Source organism: Nocardioides scoriae (assembly GCF_900104965.1).
In the GTDB taxonomy this organism is placed as follows: domain Bacteria; phylum Actinomycetota; class Actinomycetes; order Propionibacteriales; family Nocardioidaceae; genus Marmoricola; species Marmoricola scoriae.
The window spans coordinates 2,457,013-2,476,686 of record NZ_LT629757.1; the positions used below are offsets into that span (position 1 = coordinate 2,457,013).

18 protein-coding genes and 1 pseudogene are annotated in these 19,674 nt (G+C 73.8%); 4 read left to right on the forward strand and 15 right to left on the reverse strand.

Annotated elements, in window-relative coordinates; translation table 11 throughout:
• Nucleotides 1-68 precede the first annotated feature (68 nt).
• Entirely contained in the window at nt 69-1,136 is a 1,068-nt protein-coding gene (locus BLU55_RS11770) for an acyltransferase family protein (protein ID WP_157682834.1), read from the forward strand.
• 45 nt (nt 1,137-1,181) lie between these two features.
• Entirely contained in the window at nt 1,182-2,282 is a 1,101-nt protein-coding gene (locus BLU55_RS11775) for an endonuclease/exonuclease/phosphatase family protein (RefSeq protein ID WP_091729879.1), read from the forward strand.
• Here the strand turns inward: BLU55_RS11775 and BLU55_RS11780 are convergent.
• From BLU55_RS11780 to BLU55_RS11800, 5 genes and pseudogenes are all read right to left on the reverse strand, one after another.
• A complete protein-coding gene (locus tag BLU55_RS11780) occupies nt 2,279-4,936 on the reverse strand; it encodes a CDP-glycerol glycerophosphotransferase family protein (protein WP_091729882.1) in 2,658 nt (885 codons plus the stop codon). The genes BLU55_RS11775 and BLU55_RS11780 overlap by 4 nt on opposite strands.
• A 120-nt stretch (nt 4,937-5,056) precedes the next feature.
• A complete protein-coding gene (locus BLU55_RS19935) occupies nt 5,057-6,013 on the reverse strand; it encodes a glycine betaine ABC transporter substrate-binding protein (protein WP_231916841.1) in 957 nt (318 codons plus the stop codon).
• Between the two features lie 82 nt (nt 6,014-6,095).
• A complete protein-coding gene (locus BLU55_RS11790; RefSeq protein ID WP_091729885.1) occupies nt 6,096-6,866 on the reverse strand; it encodes an ABC transporter permease in 771 nt (256 codons plus the stop codon).
• A complete protein-coding gene (locus BLU55_RS11795) occupies nt 6,863-7,606 on the reverse strand; it encodes an ABC transporter permease (RefSeq protein ID WP_091729888.1) in 744 nt (247 codons plus the stop codon). The genes BLU55_RS11790 and BLU55_RS11795 overlap by 4 nt, the downstream gene beginning before the upstream one ends.
• Nucleotides 7,607-7,986: 380 nt before the next feature.
• Nucleotides 7,987-8,709: pseudogene (locus BLU55_RS11800) on the reverse strand (ABC transporter ATP-binding protein); the annotation flags it as partial.
• Nucleotides 8,710-8,849: 140 nt separating this feature from the next.
• Here BLU55_RS11800 and BLU55_RS11805 point away from each other — a divergent pair.
• Entirely contained in the window at nt 8,850-10,325 is a 1,476-nt protein-coding gene (locus BLU55_RS11805) for an aromatic amino acid lyase (RefSeq protein ID WP_091729895.1), read from the forward strand.
• A 96-nt stretch (nt 10,326-10,421) separates the two neighbouring features.
• Here the strand turns inward: BLU55_RS11805 and BLU55_RS11810 are convergent, their stop codons facing one another.
• From BLU55_RS11810 to hpt, 9 genes are all read right to left on the reverse strand, one after another.
• Nucleotides 10,422-11,252: an ABC transporter substrate-binding protein gene (locus tag BLU55_RS11810; RefSeq protein ID WP_157682835.1), complete on the reverse strand. Its 831-nt coding sequence runs from the start codon at nt 11,250-11,252 to the stop codon at nt 10,422-10,424.
• Nucleotides 11,253-11,363: 111 nt separating this feature from the next.
• Nucleotides 11,364-11,948, reverse strand: coding sequence for a hypothetical protein (locus BLU55_RS11815; protein ID WP_091729901.1), 585 nt, complete (start codon nt 11,946-11,948; stop codon nt 11,364-11,366).
• A 17-nt stretch (nt 11,949-11,965) separates the two neighbouring features.
• Nucleotides 11,966-12,460 (reverse strand): DUF3180 domain-containing protein, encoded by a 495-nt coding sequence (locus BLU55_RS11820; protein ID WP_091729903.1) that lies wholly within the window; start codon nt 12,458-12,460, stop codon nt 11,966-11,968.
• A gap of 3 nt (nt 12,461-12,463) precedes the next feature.
• Entirely contained in the window at nt 12,464-13,033 is a 570-nt protein-coding gene (folK, locus tag BLU55_RS11825; RefSeq protein WP_091729906.1) for a 2-amino-4-hydroxy-6-hydroxymethyldihydropteridine diphosphokinase, read from the reverse strand.
• Nucleotides 13,034-13,438, reverse strand: coding sequence for a dihydroneopterin aldolase (folB, locus tag BLU55_RS11830; protein WP_091729908.1), 405 nt, complete (start codon nt 13,436-13,438; stop codon nt 13,034-13,036). It abuts the gene before it with no gap.
• Nucleotides 13,435-14,304 carry a dihydropteroate synthase gene (gene folP / locus BLU55_RS11835; protein ID WP_456237704.1) on the reverse strand — a complete coding sequence of 290 codons (870 nt, stop codon included), beginning with the start codon at nt 14,302-14,304 and terminating at the stop codon, nt 13,435-13,437. The genes folB and folP overlap by 4 nt, the downstream gene beginning before the upstream one ends.
• Nucleotides 14,305-14,317: 13 nt before the next feature.
• The gene (gene folE, locus BLU55_RS11840; RefSeq protein WP_269457958.1) at nt 14,318-14,890 is read right to left on the reverse strand and encodes a GTP cyclohydrolase I FolE; all 573 of its coding nucleotides are present in this window, start codon (nt 14,888-14,890) and stop codon (nt 14,318-14,320) included.
• Nucleotides 14,891-14,930: 40 nt separating this feature from the next.
• Nucleotides 14,931-16,949: an ATP-dependent zinc metalloprotease FtsH gene (gene ftsH, locus BLU55_RS11845; RefSeq protein ID WP_091729914.1), complete on the reverse strand. Its 2,019-nt coding sequence runs from the start codon at nt 16,947-16,949 to the stop codon at nt 14,931-14,933.
• A gap of 57 nt (nt 16,950-17,006) precedes the next feature.
• Nucleotides 17,007-17,558 carry a hypoxanthine phosphoribosyltransferase gene (gene hpt / locus BLU55_RS11850; RefSeq protein ID WP_091729916.1) on the reverse strand — a complete coding sequence of 184 codons (552 nt, stop codon included), beginning with the start codon at nt 17,556-17,558 and terminating at the stop codon, nt 17,007-17,009.
• A gap of 71 nt (nt 17,559-17,629) precedes the next feature.
• Here hpt and BLU55_RS11855 point away from each other — a divergent pair, with 71 nt between their 5' ends.
• Nucleotides 17,630-18,667, forward strand: coding sequence for an LLM class flavin-dependent oxidoreductase (locus tag BLU55_RS11855; protein ID WP_091729919.1), 1,038 nt, complete (start codon nt 17,630-17,632; stop codon nt 18,665-18,667).
• Nucleotides 18,668-18,747: 80 nt separating this feature from the next.
• Here the strand turns inward: BLU55_RS11855 and BLU55_RS11860 are convergent, their stop codons facing one another.
• The gene (locus tag BLU55_RS11860; RefSeq protein WP_091729923.1) at nt 18,748-19,671 is read right to left on the reverse strand and encodes a hypothetical protein; all 924 of its coding nucleotides are present in this window, start codon (nt 19,669-19,671) and stop codon (nt 18,748-18,750) included.
• Nucleotides 19,672-19,674: the final 3 nt, after the last annotated feature.

The window sequence follows — 19,674 nt, forward strand, 5'->3', positions numbered from 1 at the left end:
GGGGGATCGTGGGACGCAGCGGCCGAGTCTAGGGCGCTGGCCCGCCACTGAGTTGGTACCGTCCCGCGGTGTCGACTTCCCCGTCGCGTCCCCGCCTCGCCGCTCTCGACGGCCTGCGCCTGGTCGCCGCCCTCGCGGTGCTCGCCTTCCACTACGTCGGCGTGAAGGTGCCCTACTGGGGGGTGCCGTCGTCGGTGGAGTTCCCCGGGCTCAACGAGGTCGCGCGCTACGGCTACCTCGGGGTCAACGTCTTCTTCGCCATCAGCGGCTTCGTGATCCTGATGACGGCCTACGACCGCAGCATCGAGTCGTTCGCGGCCTCGCGGGTCGCCCGGCTGTTCCCGGCGTACTGGGCCGTGGTGGTGATGACCGCGGTGCTGCAGCAGTTCTGGACCGAGGGCCGCAACCCCAGCTTCAGCGACGCCCTGGTCAACCTGACCATGACGCAGGAGGCCTACGACGTGGTCAACGTCCAGGGCGCCTTCTGGACGCTGTGGATCGAGCTGAAGTTCTACCTGCTCATCGGCACCTTCATCCTGGTCGGGATGACCCGGCGCCGGGTGCTGGCCTTCGCGGTGCTGTGGCCGCTGCTCGGCCAGATCGCCGCCGTCACCGGCAGCGGCTTCCTCAACTCGCTGCTGATCCCGACCTACGCCCCCTACTTCGCCGCCGGGATGCTGCTCTACCTGCTCTTCCGGGAGCGCCACGACGTGACCACGTGGCTGGCGCTGCTGCTCAACTGGGTGCTGTGCGTGCGCCAGGCGATGGCGTACGGCGACCGCGCCAGCGACCTCGTCGGCGCCCCCGTCGTCCCGCTCGTCTCGGCCCTGGTGGTGACCGGCGGACTGCTGGCCATCCTGGTCTGCAGCGTCGGCGTGGTCTCGCGGATCTCCTGGCGCTGGCTCACCTTCGCCGGCGCGCTGACCTACCCGCTCTACCTCGTCCACGGCCAGCTCGGCTTCTTCCTCATCGACACGCTGCAGCCCGACATGGGCAGCTACGCGGTGCTGGCCATCGCCACGGCGGCCAGCCTCGTGCTGGCCTACCTCGTGCACGTCGTGGTCGAGAAGCCGCTCTCCCCCCGCCTGCGGCGGGCGGTCGCGGCGTCCCTCGAGCAGGAAAGCTCCCCACGCTGACCGATTTGTGGGGATACTGCTGCAGTCGACCCTGGAGGTCCCGCCATGACCCACTCCTCGTCCGTCCGTCCCGCCCGCTCCCGCGGCCCTGCTCGGGCACGGCTCGGCGCCGGCGTCGGGCTGCTGCTCTCGGCCCTGGTCGGCGGGGTGCTGGGTGCCGCGCCCGCGACCCCCGCGACGGCGGCCGCCGCGCCGGCGACCGACCTGCGCGTGGGCAGCTTCAACCTGTCCAACGTCACCTTCGACACCTCGGTCGGCGGTGACCACCGCCCCTGGCGCGAGCGCCGCGACGTCGTCGCCCGGCAGATCCTCGGCGAGCGGCTCGACGTCGTGGGCGTCCAGGAGGCCAACCCCAGCACGATCTACCAGGACCGCCTCGTCAGCGGCACCACCCAGTTCGCCGACCTGCGCAACGCCCTCAACGAGCGCGGCGGCAACTACGCCCTGGCCAACAGCTACTCCTACAACTGCGAGCGCTCCAACAGCTCGCGCAACTGCGTCTACGTCAACCGCGGCAGCGCGCTGAGCAACCGGATCCTCTACGACACCGACACCCTCAGCCTGGTCAGCCAGGGCTCGATGAAGTACTCCGCCCAGACGGCCGGCAAGTACGAGCGCTACCTCGAGTGGGCCGTGCTCAGGACCCGGGCGACCGGGCGCGAGTTCCTGTTCACCAACACCCACCTGGACCCCTACAGCACCGCCAACCGGGCCTCGCAGTGGAAGCAGGCGGTCAACAAGGCCGTGCAGCTGCAGGGCGGCCGGCCGGTGATCGCCGTGGGCGACTACAACTCGACGAAGTACAGCACCTGGGCGCAGCAGATGCTGCCGTACACGAAGTCCAAGGGCTTCGGCGACGTCGTCAACCAGACCTACCGCACCAACCCGGTGACCGCCCCGCGCGCCGAGTCGACCGTCAACGGCTGGCTCAACTCGTTCAACCGCTACACGACCGACGCCAGCGTGTGGTCCTTCAGCACCAAGCGCACCAAGTCGGGCAACAACATCGACTGGATCTTCGCCACGAACTCGCTGCGGGTGAAGCAGTGGGAGGTCGTGGCCGACGTCGACCCGACCACCCTGCGGGTGCGGGGCACGCTGCCCTCGGACCACAACCTGGTGAGCGCGACGCTGGTGCTCCCCTAGGCGGGGCCGCCCGGACCCGGCGCCAGCAGCGCGTCGACCACCCGGGCGGTCGCACCGCCGTCGTCGAGCCGGTCGAAGAAGCCGACCAGCTCGCGACGGCGGGAGTCCCACGTGCGGCGCAGCCCGGCGGGGTCGGCCAGCGCGCCCAGCACCTCCTCGGTGGTGCGGACCAGGGGCCCGGCGGTGGAGCGCGCGAGGTCGAAGGCGAGCCCGTCGGTCTCGACGTGGTCGTCGAGGTCGGGCACCCACAGCACCACCGGGCGCCCCGCCGCCGCGAGGTCGAAGCGCAGCGGTGACCAGTCGAGCACCCCGACATCGCTGGCCAGCACCACGCCGGCCAGGTCGAGGGCGAGGTCCGGGTGGGTCGCGAGGTCGACCAGGCGGACGCCCGGCCCGGCGGCCGCGTGGCGGGCGCAGCGCGGCCCGAGCAGCAGCAGCACGTGGTCGGGACCGAGCTCCCGGGCCACCCGGGCCGGGTCGGGGCCGGGGCCGCCGCTGGCCGAGAGGCACTCGCCCGTGACGTCGTCGCGGCAGGTGGTGGCCCACAGGACCGCGACCTGCTGCTCCTCGACGCCCAGCCGCGCGCGCACCGCCCGCCGGTGGTCGTCGCGGTCCGGCGCGAGGACGGCGTCGAGCCGCGGCGCTCCCACGGCGACCACCGGGCCGTCGTACGCCCAGGAGTCGCGCAGGGTCTGCTCGAGCTCGGGGACGGGGACCAGCGCGGTGGTCCAGCGGGCCGAGGTGACGGCCAGCAGCTGGGCGACGTGGCTCGGCACGCGGTCCTGGCGGCGCCACCGCGGCAGGCCGGCCGCCCGGCTGGGGTGGCCGGCGCCGGTGAAGACGACCTGCTGGCCGGGACGGGGCACGAACCAGTCGTCGAGGTCGTCGCGGCCGTCCGGCAGGGGGCCGACGACGTCGGCGCGGTCGGTGACCACCCAGGCGGCCGTGGCGAGCGCGGCGTGCCAGGCGGCGCTGCGGTGCACCACGGGCTCCGCGCCGGCCGGGACCGCGGCCGTGGGGTCGGCCACCACCCACCGCACCCGCGCGTCCGGCAGCCGGCGGGCCAGCTCGAGCCCCACGGCGACCACGTCGCCGGTGCCCTCGCCCCGGCCACGCCCCTCGGCGTCGCCGGCGTCGAGGAGCACCAGGGTGGGGTCGAGGTCGTGGGCTCCTGCCCGGACCTGCTCGCGCAGCCGGCGCTGGACGTGCGGGTCGGCCTCCTCGCCGAGCGCGCGGTGCCAGGGGTCCGGCTCGGGCGGCCGGACGGTCTCGCGGCGCACGGCCTCGCGCGCCACCGTGCCGCGGGCGGTGCCGGTGCGGCGCACGCCGCGGTCCTCGAGGGTGACCTCGACGTGCCACCGGGCCTCGCCGAGCCGCTCGGTCGGGACCCGCACGACCAGGTCGGGTGCTCCGCGGACCACCTCGAGGTCCCCCAGCTCCTCTCCCCCGGTGCCGACGAGCCGCACCCGGGCGACCGGGGCCTCGGCCTCCACCCGGCGCAGGGCAGCGCGCACCCGCACCTCGAGCACCCCGCCGGCCTCGACCTGCTCGCGGACCTCGGCGTCGACGCCGGTCTCGGCCTCGGTCAGGTCGGGCCCTCCCGTGACGGCCAGCACCCGTCCGTCCTCCACCCGGGTCGGGGGCTCGCCCGCGTCGGCGCGCAGCCGGGCCACGAGGGCGACCAGGTCGTCGCGGCGGTCCTCGGCCGCGAGCCCCGCAGCCGCCCGCACCGCGGCGGGCACGGTCGCGAGCTCGTCGCCGGCCACCTCGAGCAGCTCGGCGGCGTGGTGGTGGAGCAGCGCCCAGCCGCGGTCGGGCAGCAGCTCGGCAGCGGCCAGCACGGGCGGCAGGTCGCGCTCCAGCGCCCCCGCCGCGCGCAGGCGGCGGTCGCGGAGCTGGTCGGGCCGCTCCAGCAGGGCCAGGCCCGCGCGGTCGCGCGCGACCCGGGCCGACAGCTCCGCCCAGGGGTCGGGCGACGTGCTGGTCCACGCGTCGGCGTCGGCACCGCGTCCGGCGAGGTCGCGGACGACGCTCGCCGCGACCACGGCGTGGCCCAGGCTGAGCACGGCGGTGGCCGCGGTCTGACCGTCCGGCTCGCCGTCGTCGAGGCAGCGCGCCCAGGCGTCGCGGTCGACCAGGACGCGGGCCAGCAGCGGTGTGCGTGCCCAGGCGGGCGGGGCCTCGCCGCCGGGCACCGGACCGCGTCGCTCGAGGCCCCCGAGGACCGCCCACGGCCCCTCGCCGCGGGCCTGAGCCAGGGCGGCCACCGCGCCGGGCAGCAGTTCGGTGCCGGGCGCGAGGAACAGCAGCCAGGGCGCGGTGGCCGCGACCGCGCCCATCGTGCGGGCCCGTGCCCGGTCCGACCCGGGCACCTCGACGATCCGGACCCGCTCGTCGCGCTCCGCCACGGCCTCCGCCAGCGCGAGCAGCCGCGCGTCGGCCACCACGGCGACCACCTCGAGGCGGGGGCCGGACTGCGCGCAGGCCGACGTGAGCACGTCGCGGGCCGGGGCGACCGGGCCGTCGAGCACGACGACGAGGCTGACCTCGGGGTGGTGGGCCTGCAGCCGGCGGCGCAGGCGGGCCGCCCGGCGACGGGCCTTGCCGCGCCAGCGGTGCAGGCCGACGGCGTCAGGCGTCCACTCAGGGGTCATGGGCGCATCCTGCCCCACCGACGCAGCGCGCCCCGGGGCCGTCGGCCCCCACGTGGTGGCGGGGCCGCGGCGCCGGGGCGCGCACGAGCGGTCGAGCAGGGGTGGAGCGGGGCGGGACCGTCAGCCGGCGTTCTTGGCCAGGTCGGCGATGGTCTCGAGGTCGAACTTCTCGGCCGTCTCCTTGGTGACCACGACGGCGTCGCTGTCCTGGGCCTCGGAGTAGTCGAGCGCCTCGAGGTTCTTCGGCAGCGCCTTGCCCAGGGCGGCGTACACGTCCTCGGGGCTGGTGGCGGTGGCGCTCTTGTCGATGTAGGTCAGGATCGTGCCGGTGTACTCCGGGAACAGGTCGAGCGAGCCCTGCTCGAGCGCCGGGTAGTACTTCTCCCGGCTGCCGATGTTGAGCTTGGTCTGCACGTCGGCGCCCTGGGCCTCGAGGGCCTGGGCGTAGATCTCGGCCAGGATGATGTTCTCGGTGAAGTTGGCCGAGCCCACGGTCAGGGAGACGCCCTCGGCCGAGTCGCCGGACGCGTCGAGGTCCTCGTCGGCGAGCCACGTCTTGGCGACGTCCTCGGGCTTCTCCTTGTCGTTGGCCACCTTGCCGATGAGCTCGCCGAGGGTCTCGGTGTCGAGGTCGTCGGAGATCTGGTTGAGGATCTCCTTGACGCCGTCGGTCGCCTTCTCGGAGTTGATGATCGGCACGATGTTCTGCGCCGCGAAGTTGCTCTTGGGGTCCTCGAGGATGACGAAGTCGTTGGCCTCGATGGCCGGGTCGGTGGTGAACAGGTCGGCGGCGTCGACCTGGCCGCGGAGCAGCGCGTTGACGGTCACGGGACCACCGACGTCGGTGACGGTGTACTTGCCGAACGTCACGCCGTAGTTCTCCTCCAGACCGGGGATGCCGTCGGCGCGGGTCTTGAACTCCGGCGGGCCGCCGAAGATCATCTGCTCGGCGATGGTGCCGCCGCCCGAGGCGGACCCGGAGCCCGAGCTCGAGTCCGAGCCGGAGTCGGAGCCGCACCCGGCGAGGGTGAGCGCGAGGGTCGCAGCGGACGCTGCGGCGATGAGCGTGGTCTTCATGGTCTCTCCTGGGAAGGCGGGTCGTGGGTGGTGCGGTCGAGCGGGTGGTGCTGGGGACCGGGTGGCCGGTCGGCCGTCCTGGTCACGTGCCCTGGGCGGCCAGCTCCTCGGTGAGGACCGCGGAGCGGGAGTCGGCTCCCTTCTGGGTGCTGGAGCGCGAGGTGCGGCCGGTGAGGCCGCGCGAGACGGTGTAGCGCTGGACGAGCGCGAGCAGCAGGTCGGTGGCCAGCGCCAGCGCGGCCACCAGCAGGCCGCCGCTGATCATCTGCGGGTAGTCCTGCTGGGCCAGGCCGTCGTAGATGAAGCGGCCGAGCCCGCCGAGGGTGACGTACGCCGCGATGGTCGCGGTCGCGATCACCTGCAGCGCCGCGGAGCGGAAGCCCGAGAAGATGAGCGGGAGCGCGTTGGGCAGCTCGACCTTGGCCAGCACCTGCGGCCCGGTCATGCCCATGCCGAAGGCGGCGTCGCGCACGGCCGGGGAGACGTTCTGCACGCCGGCGAAGGCGTTGGACAGGATCGGCGGGACCGCCAGCAGCACCAGCACGATCTCGGTCGGGATCAGGTAGCCCGCGTTCGTGCGGCCGTAGAAGTTGGGCGCGATCACCACCACGAGCAGCACGAGCACGCCGACCGTGGGCAGCGCCCGGACGGCGTTGACCACGCTCACCAGCCAGGTCGCCCGCCCGGTGTGGCCGATCCACAGGCCGAGCGGCAGGCCGATCACCAGCGCCACCGCGAGGGCCAGCGCGCTGAACCCGACGTGGGCCACGAGCTGGTCCCAGATGCCGGTGTCGAAGTTGGTGCTGCGCCAGTGGGCCGGGTCGGTGAGCCAGCCGAGGACGTCGCCGATCATCGCGTGACCGCCCGTCGCCAGGGGGTCAGCGCCCGGTCGAGCGCCACCACGAGCGCGTCGAGGACCAGCGCGAGCAGCACGCACAGCACGATGCCGAGCACGATCGGCGGGTAGTAGGGCTCGCTGACCGAGAGCTTGAAGCCCTCGTCGAAGAGCAGCCCGAGGTTGGTCATGCCGATGGTGCCGGCGACCGCGACGATGCTGACGTTGGCCACGATCGCGACCCGCAGCCCGGCGGTGATGACCGGGACCGCGATGGGCAGCTCGACGGTGAAGAAGCGACCCACCGGGCGGTAGCCCAGTGCCGTGGCCGCCTGCACGGTCTCGGTCGGCACCGCGGCCAGCCCGTCGGCGACCACGCGCACCAGCAGGGCGGTCGAGTAGAGGCTCAGCGCGATCGGGACCTGGAGCGGGGTGAGCGGGTCGAGGCCCAGCAGCGGCGGGATCAGCACGAACAGCGCGATGGAGGGGATCGTGTAGAGGATGCCGGTGATCGACATCATCGGCGGGTAGACGAAGGAGTAGCGGCGCGCCACCCAGCCCAGCGGCAGCGCGAGCAGCAGGCCGACCACGACCGGCACGACCGAGAGCCAGGTGTGGGCCCACAGCCAGTCGAGCGTGCGAGCGCGGTTGTCGAGGAAGTAGCTGAAGAAGGCCCAGGGCGAGGAGCTGGCCGCCTGACCCGTGAGCTGGCCCGTGAGCTGGCCCGTGAGCTGGCCCGTCAGCTGGAGGACGCTCATGCGCGGGTCCGGTCGGGGCCCTCGATGAGGTCGAGCGCCTCGCGGGCCGTCAGGGTGCCCAGCAGCCGCCCCTCGCCGTCGACGACCACGCCGCGCTGGGCGGGCGAGGACAGGCAGGCGTCGAGCGCGGCGCGCAGCGTGCCGCCCTGGGTGGCCAGGGTGCCGCCGCGGAGCAGGTCGGCCTCGGTGACGACGGCGTCGCCGTCGCGGGGCCGGCCGTCGCGGCGCACGTCGAGCCACCCCTGGGGACGCCGCTGGTCGTCGACCACGAGCACCAGGTCGCCGTCGGCCTCGGTGGGGGCGGGCCGACCGAGGGTGACGGTGGGCTCCTCGTGCGTGGGCAGCTCGCCGGAGGCGGCGAACCCGAGCGCGCGGTAGCCGCGGTCGCGGCCCACGAAGCCGGCCACGAACGCGTCCACGGGTCGCGAGAGCAGCTCGGCCGGGGAGGCGAGCTGGGCGAGCGTGCCGCCGACCCGCAGCACGGCCACCTGGTCGCCGAGCTTGATCGCCTCGTCGATGTCGTGGGTGACGAACACGATCGTCTTGCCGAACTCCTCCTGGAGCCGCAGGAACTCGTCCTGGAGCTGGTCGCGCACGACCGGGTCGACCGCCGAGAACGGCTCGTCCATCAGCATCACCGGCGGGTCGGCGGCCAGGGCGCGGGCGACGCCGACGCGCTGCTGCTGCCCGCCCGAGAGCTGCGCCGGGTAGCGCTTGGCGAAGGCCGGGTCGAGCCCCACCCGCTCCAGCAGCTCCATCGCGCGCGAGCGGGCCTGCTTCTTGTCGGTGCCGAGCAGGAACGGCACGGTCGCGACGTTGTCGACGATGGTGCGGTGCGGGAACAGGCCGGCGTGCTGGATGACGTAGCCGATCTGGCGGCGCAGCTCGTGCGCCGGCATGCTCGCGGTGTCGGTGTCGTCGAGCCAGATCGTGCCCGAGGTCGGCTCGATCATCCGGTTGATCATCCGCAGCGAGGTGGTCTTGCCGCAGCCCGACGGACCCACCAGGACGGTGATCCGTCCGGTCGGTGCCTCGAGCTCCAGCTCGTCGACGGCGACGGTGCCGTCCGGGTAGCGCTTGGTCGCCTTGTCGAAGCGGATCATGCGTCTGTCCCCGTTCGGGGGTCAGGCCCGGCGGGTCGCCAGGCGTTCTCGAGAGCATTCCACAGCCGTGGAGTGCAGTTTCGGTTCCCGAGACTAGGACACGCCGCCCAGCGCACCGTTCGTCGTCCGCAGGGAGGACGATGGAGCCTCGGGTCATCGAGGCGGGAGAGGGGTCGGTCGTGCCGGTCGTCGACGGGCAGCACCTGGGGCTGGCGGACATCGTCGCGGCATCGCGGCGCACCCATCCGGTGACGCTGGCGCCCGATGCCCGGGCACGCGTCGCCCGCTCCCAGGCGTACGCCGCGCAGGCGGCCTCCGAGCGTCCCGTCTACGGCCGCTCCACCGGCGTGGGCGCCAACCGCGACGTGGTCGTGCCCGACCCGGACGCCCAGTCGCTGCGGCTGCTGCGCTCCCACGCCACCAGCTCCGGCGAGCGCCGCTCCACGCCGCGGGTGCGGGCGATGCTCACCATCCGGCTCAACCAGCTCGCCGCCGACGGCAACGGCATCCGCCCCGAGGTCCTCGACGCCCTGGCCGCGATGATCGCCGCCGACGCCCTGCCCCCGGTGCGCGAGGGCGGCAGCGTCGGCACCGCCGACCTCGCGGCCCTGGCCACCACCGCGCTCGTCCTGGCCGGCGAGGTCCGCAGCGTGCCGCCCGCCCCGCAGACCGCCACCTTCGGGCCCGGCGACGCGCTCACCTTCATGTCGAGCAACGCCGCCGTGCTCGCCGACGCCGCCCTCGCCGTGGCCGACCTCGACCGGCTCGCCCGCGCCTCCCTGGTGGTGGCCGCGATGGACCTCGCCGCCGTCCGCGGCAACCTCGAGGCCTTCAGCCCCGCCGTCGAGGTCGCCACGCCGTTCCCCGGCGCCCAGTGGGTGTGCCGGGCGGTCCGCGAGATGTCGGACCCGACGGCCGAGCCCGCCCGCATCCAGGACCCCTTCGGGCTGCGGACCCTGCCGCAGGTGCACGGCGCGCTGATGGACCGGCTGGCGTTCGCCGAGACCGTGGTGACCACGATGGCCAACGCGCCCTCGGAGAACCCGATCGTCTCGGCCGAGCTGGGCGTGGCCCACCACGGCGGGTTCCACGCGGCGTACCTCGTGCAGTCCCTGGACGCCCTCGTCCTCGCCCTGGCCCAGGCCGCCCAGCTCAGCCTGGCCCGGCTGACGATGCTGGCGGAGCCGGCGTACACCGGGCTGCACCCGTTCCTCGGCGACGGCACCCCGGCCGCCTCGGGCGTGATGATCGTGGAGTACTCCGCCGCCTCCGCCCTCGCCGAGCTCCGCGCCCTGGCCACGCCCGCCGGCACCCAGGTGGTCACGCTCTCGCGCGGCGTCGAGGAGGACGCCTCCTTCGCCACCCTGGCCGCCCGCCAGGCCCTCGACGCCGTCGCCCGCTTCCGCGCCGTCATCGCCGCCGAGCTGGTCGCCTCGCTGCGCTGCCTGCGGATGCAGGACTCCCACCCCCCGGCCCTGGCCCGTGCCCTGAACTGGCTCGACGAGCAGGACGGCGGCGTCCCCGACACCCACGACCGCGACCTCACCTCCGACCTGCTCCTCGCCGAGGAGCTGGTCGGCGGCCTCCCCGACCTGGTGCCCGCCGTACGACGCTGAGCGCCCGGCCGCTCCGCCCCCCTCGGTCCCTGAGGAACGACGACGTCGTGTCTCGAAGGGCCCCGAGGAACGACGACGTCGTGCCCCAGGGCGGGGCTAGAGCAGGCCCTCCTCCTCCAGCCACGCCTGGGCGGCCTCGCGGGGGCTCGCGCCGCGGAGGTCGACGTCGGCGTTGAGGGAGCGCAGCGCGGGGGTGGTCAGGACGTCGGCGAGGCGGGCCAGCTCGGCACGGACGCGGGGCTGCTCGCGCAGCCAGGCGGCGTTGGCCACGGGGACGAGGTTCTGGGCGTCCTGGAGGCTGCGGTCGTCCTCGAGCAGGACGACGTCGCGGCCGAGCCGGCCGTCGGTCGCGGCGACCTGGGCGACCTGGACGTCGCCGCGCAGCAGCATCTCCAGGGTGTCGCCGCCGTCGATGCCGACGGGCACGATGCGGGCCGGCCGGATGCCGTAGACACGGGCCAGGCCGCGGGCGCAGTCGTCGCGGGTGGCGCACTCGGTGTCGGCGGCGAGCACGAGCCGGCGGTCGAGGCGCCCGAGGTCGCCCAGCGTGGTCAGGTCGTGACGGCGGGCGAAGGCGCGGGTGACCGCGAAGGACCGGACGTCCTCGGCGAGGGCGGGCTTCAGCGGCGCCAGCCCCAGGGGGCGGGCGAGGCCGTCGAGCAGCTCCAGGGTGGCGGCGGGGTCGTCGGTGGCGACGCTCGGGGCGTCGGCGCCGTCGGTCTCGCGCTCGAGGGCGTCGGTCAGCTGGCCGAGGTAGTCGGCGGCGAGCTGCACCTCCCCGCGACGCAGCTCGGGCAGGAAGAGGTCGCGCGGACCGAGGTCCTCGACCCGGGTGCGGTATCCCTGCTGCTCGAGCAGCAGCCGGTAGAGCTCGGTGACCACGTCGGCCTCGGTCGAGCTCTGGCCGGCCAGGACGACCCGCTGCACCTGGGCGGGCTCGGCGGGGGGTCTCCCCCGCAGCCGGCGAGCAGGCCGGCGAGGGCGAGGCCGGCGCCCACGACCCGGGCGGCGACCAGCCGTCGGCACCCCACGGGCGGCTCAGGCCTGCTGGCGGCGTGACCTGCCGGCAGCGGCGCGCATCGTGTCGCGGACCTTCTCGTCCCACGCGGCGAGCTCGACGACCGAGTCGCGGCTGTCGGACTCCCAGGTCGAGAGCGCCTCGGCCTCCTGGGCCTGGCGGGCGAGCGCGGCCTGCTCGAGCTCGTCGACGCGCTGCTGCTGCCGGGCGACCCGGCCCTCGAGCTCGCGCTGCGAGAGGTGGGCGCGGGCCAGCCGCTCGGTCATCGTCGAGGTGAACTCCGCGTGCTCGGCGGCGCGGGTGGCGAACAGCTGCTGGTAGGCGTACGCCGCGGCGGCGCGGTCGCGGGCGTTCTCCTGGCGCGACTGCAGCACCTCGGTCCACATCACCCGCAGCGAGGCCCAGGCGAGCACGAGCGCGGCCACCGAGGCCAGGCCGGTCCACAGCGCCGATCCGGTCGGCAGGCTCGCCAGCACCAGGCCCGTGGCCACCACGAGCAGCGCCACCGAGAAGGTCACCCGGACGCTGCGCTGGCGCCGCCGACGGGGAGCACGCCGCGTGGTGCGGCCGGCGGTGGCGGGGGCGTGCGGGCGTGAGGCGGCCATGGGCGCAGCGTAGGTCGCTAGCGCCGACGGCCCGGGACGCGACACGCGTGCTCCAGGAGCAGCGCGGTGACGGTCACGCCGAGGGCCCCCAGGACGCCCAGGCCCGAGCGCCACAGCCGGGTCGTGGCGGCGGGGTCGCCGACGCCGAGCTGGGCGACGGCGTAGCCGGCGTACCCGCCCAGCAGCAGCGCGCCGACCAGGGCGCAGGCCTTGCCGAGGACCAGCCGGTTGACGGCCGTGTGGTGCGGCAGCGCCCCGCGGTCGCGGCGCACGACGCGCCGGGTGAGCAGCGCCGTACCGCCCAGCAGCAGCGTGGCGACGACCAGCAGGACCAGCGAGAGCCAGCCGACGTCGGGCTCGGCGCGGCCGGTGCGCAGCGAGACCACCCGCAGCGACCAGCCACCCACCAGGCCCAGCACCCCGAGCACGACCAGGGGCGCCGGCCCCGTGGTGCGCACGGTCCCGCCCGGGTCCTCGCCGTCGGGGCCCGGGTCGGGTCCGCGGGAGCTCACGACCTACTGCACCTCGAGGGTGATGTCCTCGCGCAGGCGCACGCCGTCGCGACCGGTCTTCTCGACCAGCTCGGCCACCGGGCCCACGCCGGGGATCTCGGCGTCGGGCTCGACGTCGAGCCACGGCACCAGCACGAAGGCGCGCTCGCCGGCGCGCGGGTGCGGGAGCCGCAGGTGGGGCTCGTCGGAGCGGCGGTCGCCGAGCACGATGAGGTCGACGTCGAGGGTGCGGGCCTCGTTGACGGCGTCGGTGCGCTCGCGGCCGTAGGCCGCCTCGACGGCCAGCGCCCGCTCGAGCAGCATCTGGGCCGAGAGCGTCGTGTCGAGCAGCACGACGGCGTTGAGGTAGTCGCGCACGCCCTCGGGCGAGTCGACCGGCTCGGTCTCGTAGACCGGCGAGACGTCGGTGACCCACACCTCGGGGGTGTCCGCGAGCGAGTCGAGGGCGCCCTGGAGGTTGTGGCGGCGCTCGCCGAGGTTGCTGCCGATGGAGATCACGCCGCGACGGATCGGGTGCATCTCGCCGGTGAGGCTGTCGGCGTCGACGATGTTCGGGTTCGGGGACTCGGTCACTTATCGGCTCCGGTTGATGGTCAGGGCGACGTCGTGGAACGTGGCCTGGATCGGGGCGTTCGGCTTGTGCACGGTGATCTCTGCCTCGAGGACCGACGGGGACCGGAGGCAGACCTCCGCGACCCGCTGTGCCAGGGTCTCGATCAGGTCCACTGGCTCTCCCTCGACGACCGCGCGCACCTGGTCGACGAGACTCCCGTAGTCGACGGTGTCCCGCAAGTCGTCGCTGGCGGCCGCGACCGAGGTGTCCAGGCGCAGCACCAGGTCGAGGACGAAGTCCTGGCCGTCACGGCGCTCGAAGTCGAGGACGCCGTGGTGGCCCCGGAACACGAGCCCGCGGACGGCCAGCCGGTCGGTGGCGCCGGTGGCGCGACCGGGTGAGGGGTCCGAGACGGGGTGGCTCATGGTCCCTCGACCCTACCGGCGGGCCCGGACCACCGCTCCACCACCCGGACGGCGTCGCAGCTGCCCCGCACCTGGTGGACGCGCACGCCCCAGACCCCCTGGATGGCCGCGATCGTGGTCAGCGCCACTCCTGCGTCCTCGCGGTCCTCGACCGGCCGCGGCGTCCCGTCCGGCGCCGCCAGCAGCGTCCCGAGGAACGACTTGCGGCTCGACCCGACCAGCACGGGCAGGCCCAGCGCGACCAGCTCGGGCAGCCGCGCGAGCAGCTCCCAGTTGTGGGCGGCGGTCTTGGCGAAGCCCAGCCCGGGGTCCAGGACCAGCCGGTCGGGGTCGACGCCCGCGGCCACGGCGGCGTCCACCCGGGCGGACAGCTCGTCGCGGACCTCGACCAGCACGTCGGCGTACGTCGCGTGGCGCTGCATCTCGGTGCTGTGCGCGCGCCAGTGCATCGCGACGTACGCCGCCCCGCGCTCGGCCACGACCCGCAGCACGTCGGGGTCGGCCAGGCCGCCCGAGACGTCGTTGACCAGCACCGCGCCGGCGTCGAGCGCCGCCAGGGCGACCTCGTGGCGCATGGTGTCGACCGAGACCGCGACGCCCTCGGCGGCCAGGGCCGCGATGACCGGGACCACCCGGTCGAGCTCCTCCGCGACCAGCGGCCGGGTGGCGCCGGGCCGGGTGGACTCGCCGCCCACGTCGAGGACGTCGGCGCCCTCGTCGCGCAGCGCCAGCCCGTGGGCGATCGCCCGGTCGGTGGTCTCGAAGCGGCCGCCGTCGGAGAAGGAGTCGGGCGTGACGTTGACGATCCCCATCACCAGTGGCCGGTGCGGCTGCGGCAGGCCGTGCTGCCAGTCGGTGCGGGTCACGGGGCCGCCCGGCTCAGCGGGAGGCCAGGATGAGCGACATCGCCTCGGCGCGGGTGGCGGGCTGGTGCATCATGCCGCGCACGGCCGAGGTCATGGTGCGGGCGCCGGCCTTGCGGACGCCGCGCATCGTCATGCACAGGTGCTCGGCCTCGATCACCACGATGACGCCCCGCGGGGTGAGGATGCGCACCAGCGCGTCGGCGACCTGGGTGGTCAGCCGCTCCTGCACCTGGGGCCGCTTGGCGAAGACGTCGACGACGCGGGCCAGCTTGGACAGGCCGGTGATCTTGCCGTCGTCACTGGGGATGTAGCCGACGTGGGCCTTGCCGGTGAACGGCACCAGGTGGTGCTCGCACATCGACCACAGCTCGATGTCGCGCACCAGCACCATCTCGTCGTGGCCCAGGTCGAAGGTCGTCGTCAGGACGTCCTCGGGCTCCTGGTGCAGGCCGAGGGTGAGCTCGGCGTACGCCCGCGCCACCCGGGCCGGGGTGTCCTGCAGGCCCTCGCGGTCGGGATCCTCGCCGATGGCGAGGAGCAGCTCGCGCACGGCTGCGGCCGCACGGTCGTGGTCGAAGGGGGCGATCGCCCGCTGGCCCTCGCCGATCCTGTCGACTCCCACGGCCTCAGACCTGACCGGGGGTGGCGTCGCCGTGGGTGTCGCCACCGGCGCCGGGCGGGGTCAGCACGACCGCGCCCTGCTCCTCGGGGACGGCGCCCTGGGCAGCGGCCTGGCGGACCTTCTCGGGGATCTCGACGGGCGGGATCTCCGAGGGGTTGCGGGTCGGCGACCCGGTCCAGGCGGGGCGCACGGCGCGCCGGCGCAGCGGCTCGAACACCTCGGCGACCTGCTCCTTGTCGAGGGTCTCCTTCTCCATCAGCGCGAGCACCAGCGAGTCGAGGACGTCGCGGTTCTCCTCGAGGATGTCGAAGGCCTCCTGGTGGGCGGTCGCCAGCAGCTTCTTGGTCTCCTCGTCGACCATCGAGGCGACGTCCTCGGAGTAGTTGCGGCTGTGGCCCATGTCGCGGCCCATGAACGGCTCGCCCTGGGCGTCGCCCAGCTTGATGGCGCCCAGGCGCTCGGTCATGCCGTACTGCGTGACCATCGCGCGGGCCAGGGAGGTGGCCTTCTCGATGTCGTTGCCGGCGCCCGTGGTCGGGTCGTGGAAGACCATCTCCTCGGCGGCGCGGCCACCGAGCATGTAGGCCAGCTTGTCGAGCATCTCCGAGCGGGTCTGGCTGTACTTGTCCTCGTCGGGCAGCACCATCGTGTAGCCCAGCGCCCGGCCGCGCGGCAGGATCGTGACCTTGTGCACCGGGTCGGTGCCGGGCAGGGCCGCGGCGACCAGCGCGTGGCCGCCCTCGTGGTAGGCCGTGATGAGCTTCTCCTTCTCGCTCATCAGGCGGGTGCGCTTCTGCGGGCCGGCGATGACGCGGTCGATCGCCTCCTCGAGGGCGTACTTGTCGATCTGGAGCTTGCCCTCGCGCGCGGTCAGCAGGGCCGCCTCGTTGAGCACGTTGGCCAGGTCGGCGCCGGAGAAGCCGGGGGTGCGTCGCGCCACCGAGCGCAGGTCGACGTCGGGCGCCATCGGCTTGCCGCGGGCGTGGACCTTGAGGATCTGCTCGCGACCCACCAGGTCGGGGGCGTCGACCGAGATCTGGCGGTCGAAGCGGCCCGGGCGCAGCAGAGCCGGGTCGAGGATGTCGGGACGGTTGGTCGCGGCGATGAGGATGACGCCGCCGCGGACGTCGAAGCCGTCCATCTCGACCAGCAGCTGGTTGAGGGTCTGCTCGCGCTCGTCGTGGCCGCCGCCCATGCCGGCACCGCGGTGGCGACCCACGGCGTCGATCTCGTCGATGAAGATGATCGCGGGGGCGTTCTCCTTGGCCTGCTCGAACAGGTCGCGCACGCGCGAGGCGCCCACGCCGACGAACATCTCGACGAAGTCGGAGCCCGAGATCGAGTAGAACGGCACCCCGGCCTCACCGGCCACGGCGCGCGCCAGCAGGGTCTTGCCGGTGCCGGGGGCGCCGTACAGCAGGACGCCCTTGGGGATCTTGGCGCCGACGGCCTGGAACTTGGCGGGCTCCTGGAGGAACTCCTTGATCTCGCCGAGCTCCTCGATGGCCTCGTCGTTGCCGGCGACGTCGGCGAACGTCGTCTTCGGCATGTCCTTGCTGATCAGCTTGGCCTTGGACTTGGCGAACTGCATGACGCGACCGCCGCCGCCCTGCACGTTGTTCATCAGGAAGAAGAACAGCAGCAGGATCAGGCCCACCGGGATCAGGAACGACAGCAGGCTGCCCAGGATGCTGGGCTGGGGGTTCTCGACGTTGTAGCTCTCGATGGTGCCCTGGTCGACCTGCTCCTGGACCAGGCGCACCAGGCCCCGCTGCTGGCCGGCCACCCAGGTGGCCATCTCCTTCTCGCCGTTGTCGAGCGTCGCGCGCAGCTGCTGGTCACCGCCGTCGACGAAGGTGATCTGCTTGACGTCACCGTCGTTGATGCGGCTGATCATGGTCGAGGTCTTGACCTCGGTGTACCCGCCGTTCGGCACGAGGAACTGCAGCGCCAGCAGGACCCCGACCACCGCGACGGGGATCCAGAGCCATGGACTACGCACGTATCGCTTCACGCGCGCCATCCTCTCAGGTGTCCCCACACCTCACGAAGAGACGTGCGAGTCGGGGCCTGCGGAGCGTCAGGAGTAGACGTGGGGCGACAGCGTCCCGATGTCGCGCAGGTTGCGGTAGCGCTCCTGGTAGTCGAGGCCGTAGCCGACGACGAACTCGTTGGGGATGTCCCACCCGACGTACTTGACGTCCATCTCGGTCTTCATCGCCTCGGGCTTGCGCAGCAGGGTCCCGATCTCGACCGAGGCCGGGTTGCGGGAGGCGAGGTTGGAGGTGAGCCACGACAGGGTCAGGCCGCTGTCGATGATCTCGTCGATGATGAGGACGTGGCGGCCGCTGATGTCGGTGTCGAGGTCCTTGAGGATGCGGACCACGCCGCTGCTCTTGGTGCCGGAGCCGTAGGACGAGACGGCCATCCAGTCCATCTCGACGTGGCGGGTCAGCGCCCGCGAGAGGTCGGCCATGACCATGACCGCACCGCGCAGCACGCCGACGACGAGCAGGTCCTTGCCCTCGTAGTCGACCTCGATCTGCCTCGCCATCTCCCCGAGCTTGGCCTGGATCTCGGCCTCGGTGAACAAGATGTCGACGAGGTCGCCCTCGACGTCGGCTGCGTCCATGGGACCAGCCTCGCACAGGTCGGGAGGGTCGGCGGCGGAAGGGTTGGGCGGCGTGCGGCGTTACAGCCACCATGCAGCTCTCCGTCCTCGACCTCGTGCCCGTCCGCTCCGACCAGACCTCCGCCGACGCCGTCGCGGCGGCCCGGGGGCTGGCGCAGGTGGCCGACGCCAGCGGCTACACCCGCTACTGGGTGGCCGAGCACCACAACATGCCGGCCGTCGCGGCCACGAACCCGCCCGTGGTGATCGCCCTGCTCGCCGCCGCCACCGAGCGGATCCGCGTCGGCTCGGGCGGCGTGATGCTGCCCAACCACGCGCCGCTGGTGGTCGCCGAGCAGTTCGCGCTGCTCGAGGCCGCCTTCCCCGGGCGCATCGACCTCGGCATCGGCCGCGCCCCTGGCTCCGACCCCGTCACCTCGTGGGCCCTGCGCCACGGCGCGGGCGGCGTGGAGGAGGACGCGGTCGCGCGGTTCCCGTCGTACGTCGACAACGTGATCGCCATGATGAGCCCCGAGGGCGTGGGCCTCCAGGTGCAGGGCCGCAATCACCCCCTCACCGCCACTCCGCGCGCGACCTCGGTGCCGCCCGTGTGGCTGCTCGGCAGCTCCGACTACTCCGCCCGGCTCGCCGCCGAGCGGGGCCTGCCGTACGTCTTCGCCCACCACTTCTCCGGGCACGGGACGGCCGAGGCGATGGACCTCTACCGCTCGCAGTTCCGCCCCTCGGAGCACCTCGACCAGCCGCGCACCTTCCTCACCGTCAACGCGGTCGTCGCCCCGACCCGCGAGGAGGCCGAGCGCCTCGTGCTGCCCAACCTGCACTCGATGGTCGCCCTGCGCACCGGCGGGCAGCTCGCCCCCCAGCGCACCGTCGAGGAGGCCGAGGCCGACCCGCTGCCCGACGCCCACCGCGCCCTGGCCGAGTCGATGCTCCAGCGCTGGGTCGTCGGCACCCCCGAGGACGCCGCCAAGCAGGTCCGCGAGCTCGCCACGACGTACGACGTCGACGAGGTGATGATCCACCCCGTCGCCGGCGCCCTCACCGGCACCGACCCCCGCACCGCCCCCGCCCGGGAGGCGACGCTCCGGTTGCTCGCCGAGGCCGTCTGAGCGGTGCTGATCACCCGGACGTCCGGGTAATCAGCTACTGGACGTCTGTTGCAACGGACGTCCAGTAGCCGAAAAGGACGTCAAGCAGGCGGTCGCAGCTGGTGGACCGGCGCTCCCCGCAGCACCTCGAGGACGTACGCCGCGGTCGCCTCGGGCCGGTGGAGGTCGGCCCAGGTGAGCCGTAGGCACCTCCAGCCGGTGAGCCGTGCGATGCGCTCCTCGCGCCGCTTCTCGCGCAGCACGGCGTCGACCACGCTCTCGCCGGGACGGCGGTGGCGCAGGTACTTCTCCTTGCCGTCGAACTCGACCCACACCCGTGCCTCGGGCCAGGCGAAGTCCAGGCGGGCGATCTCGCGGCCGTGCTCGTCGTGGACCGGCCACTGCAGCTGCGGTCGCGGCACCCCGCCTCGGAAGAAGCACAGGGCGCTGCGTGACTCGCCGACCGACTCCCGCCGGCCGTCGCTGAGCCGGACCGCGAGGTCGGAGACGAGCGTGCCCGGCCACGCGTTCATCCGACGCCGGCACGCGTCGAGCTCCGTGCGCGTCGTCAGCCGGCGCCGGAGGAAGTCGTCGAGCACGGGGAGCGATCGATCGAGCCCCAGCAGCATCACCAGGTCCATGGCCGTGCGGGTGGCGCTGGTGAGGGCGACCCCGTCGCTCTCGACGACATCGTCGGCGGCGAGCTCTCCCCGGTGCTGGACCACCCCCGCTGCCGTGCGTCCGCCGCGCCGGTCGACGCGGGTGACGTGCACCGCTGCGAGGGGCAGCTCCCAGAGCGGACCGTCGTGGAGCACGACGGCGCTCATGTGGGACACCACGACCTCGGTGCCGGCCTTGAGCACCACCCCGCGAGCCACCACCGCGTGGCGCTCGCGGGACGTGAGCTCCCTCCACGCTGCCGCCCACGCGTAGGTGCCGGCCCGGATCCGCACCAGCTCGCCGGAGCGGACGCCCGCGCGCAGGTCACGGTCGTCGCAACCGGCGGCGAGCGCCGCCGACCTCATCAG

What these genes read in the sequence shown, in the direction of transcription:
- BLU55_RS11775 (WP_091729879.1), top strand. Translation starts at nt 1,182, where the DNA reads ATGACCCACTCCTCGTCCGTCCGTCCCGCCCGCTCCCGCGGCCCTGCT.
- BLU55_RS11780 (WP_091729882.1), bottom strand. Translation starts at nt 4,936, where the DNA reads ATGACCCCTGAGTGGACGCCTGACGCCGTCGGCCTGCACCGCTGGCGC.
- BLU55_RS19935 (WP_231916841.1), bottom strand. Translation starts at nt 6,013, where the DNA reads ATGAAGACCACGCTCATCGCCGCAGCGTCCGCTGCGACCCTCGCGCTC.
- BLU55_RS11790 (WP_091729885.1), bottom strand. Translation starts at nt 6,866, where the DNA reads ATGATCGGCGACGTCCTCGGCTGGCTCACCGACCCGGCCCACTGGCGC.
- BLU55_RS11795 (WP_091729888.1), bottom strand. Translation starts at nt 7,606, where the DNA reads ATGAGCGTCCTCCAGCTGACGGGCCAGCTCACGGGCCAGCTCACGGGC.
- BLU55_RS11805 (WP_091729895.1), top strand. Translation starts at nt 8,850, where the DNA reads ATGGAGCCTCGGGTCATCGAGGCGGGAGAGGGGTCGGTCGTGCCGGTC.
- BLU55_RS11815 (WP_091729901.1), bottom strand. Translation starts at nt 11,948, where the DNA reads ATGGCCGCCTCACGCCCGCACGCCCCCGCCACCGCCGGCCGCACCACG.
- folB (WP_091729908.1), bottom strand. Translation starts at nt 13,438, where the DNA reads ATGAGCCACCCCGTCTCGGACCCCTCACCCGGTCGCGCCACCGGCGCC.
- ftsH (WP_091729914.1), bottom strand. Translation starts at nt 16,949, where the DNA reads ATGGCGCGCGTGAAGCGATACGTGCGTAGTCCATGGCTCTGGATCCCC.
- hpt (WP_091729916.1), bottom strand. Translation starts at nt 17,558, where the DNA reads ATGGACGCAGCCGACGTCGAGGGCGACCTCGTCGACATCTTGTTCACC.
- BLU55_RS11855 (WP_091729919.1), top strand. Translation starts at nt 17,630, where the DNA reads ATGCAGCTCTCCGTCCTCGACCTCGTGCCCGTCCGCTCCGACCAGACC.
- BLU55_RS11860 (WP_091729923.1), bottom strand. Translation starts at nt 19,671, where the DNA reads ATGAGGTCGGCGGCGCTCGCCGCCGGTTGCGACGACCGTGACCTGCGC.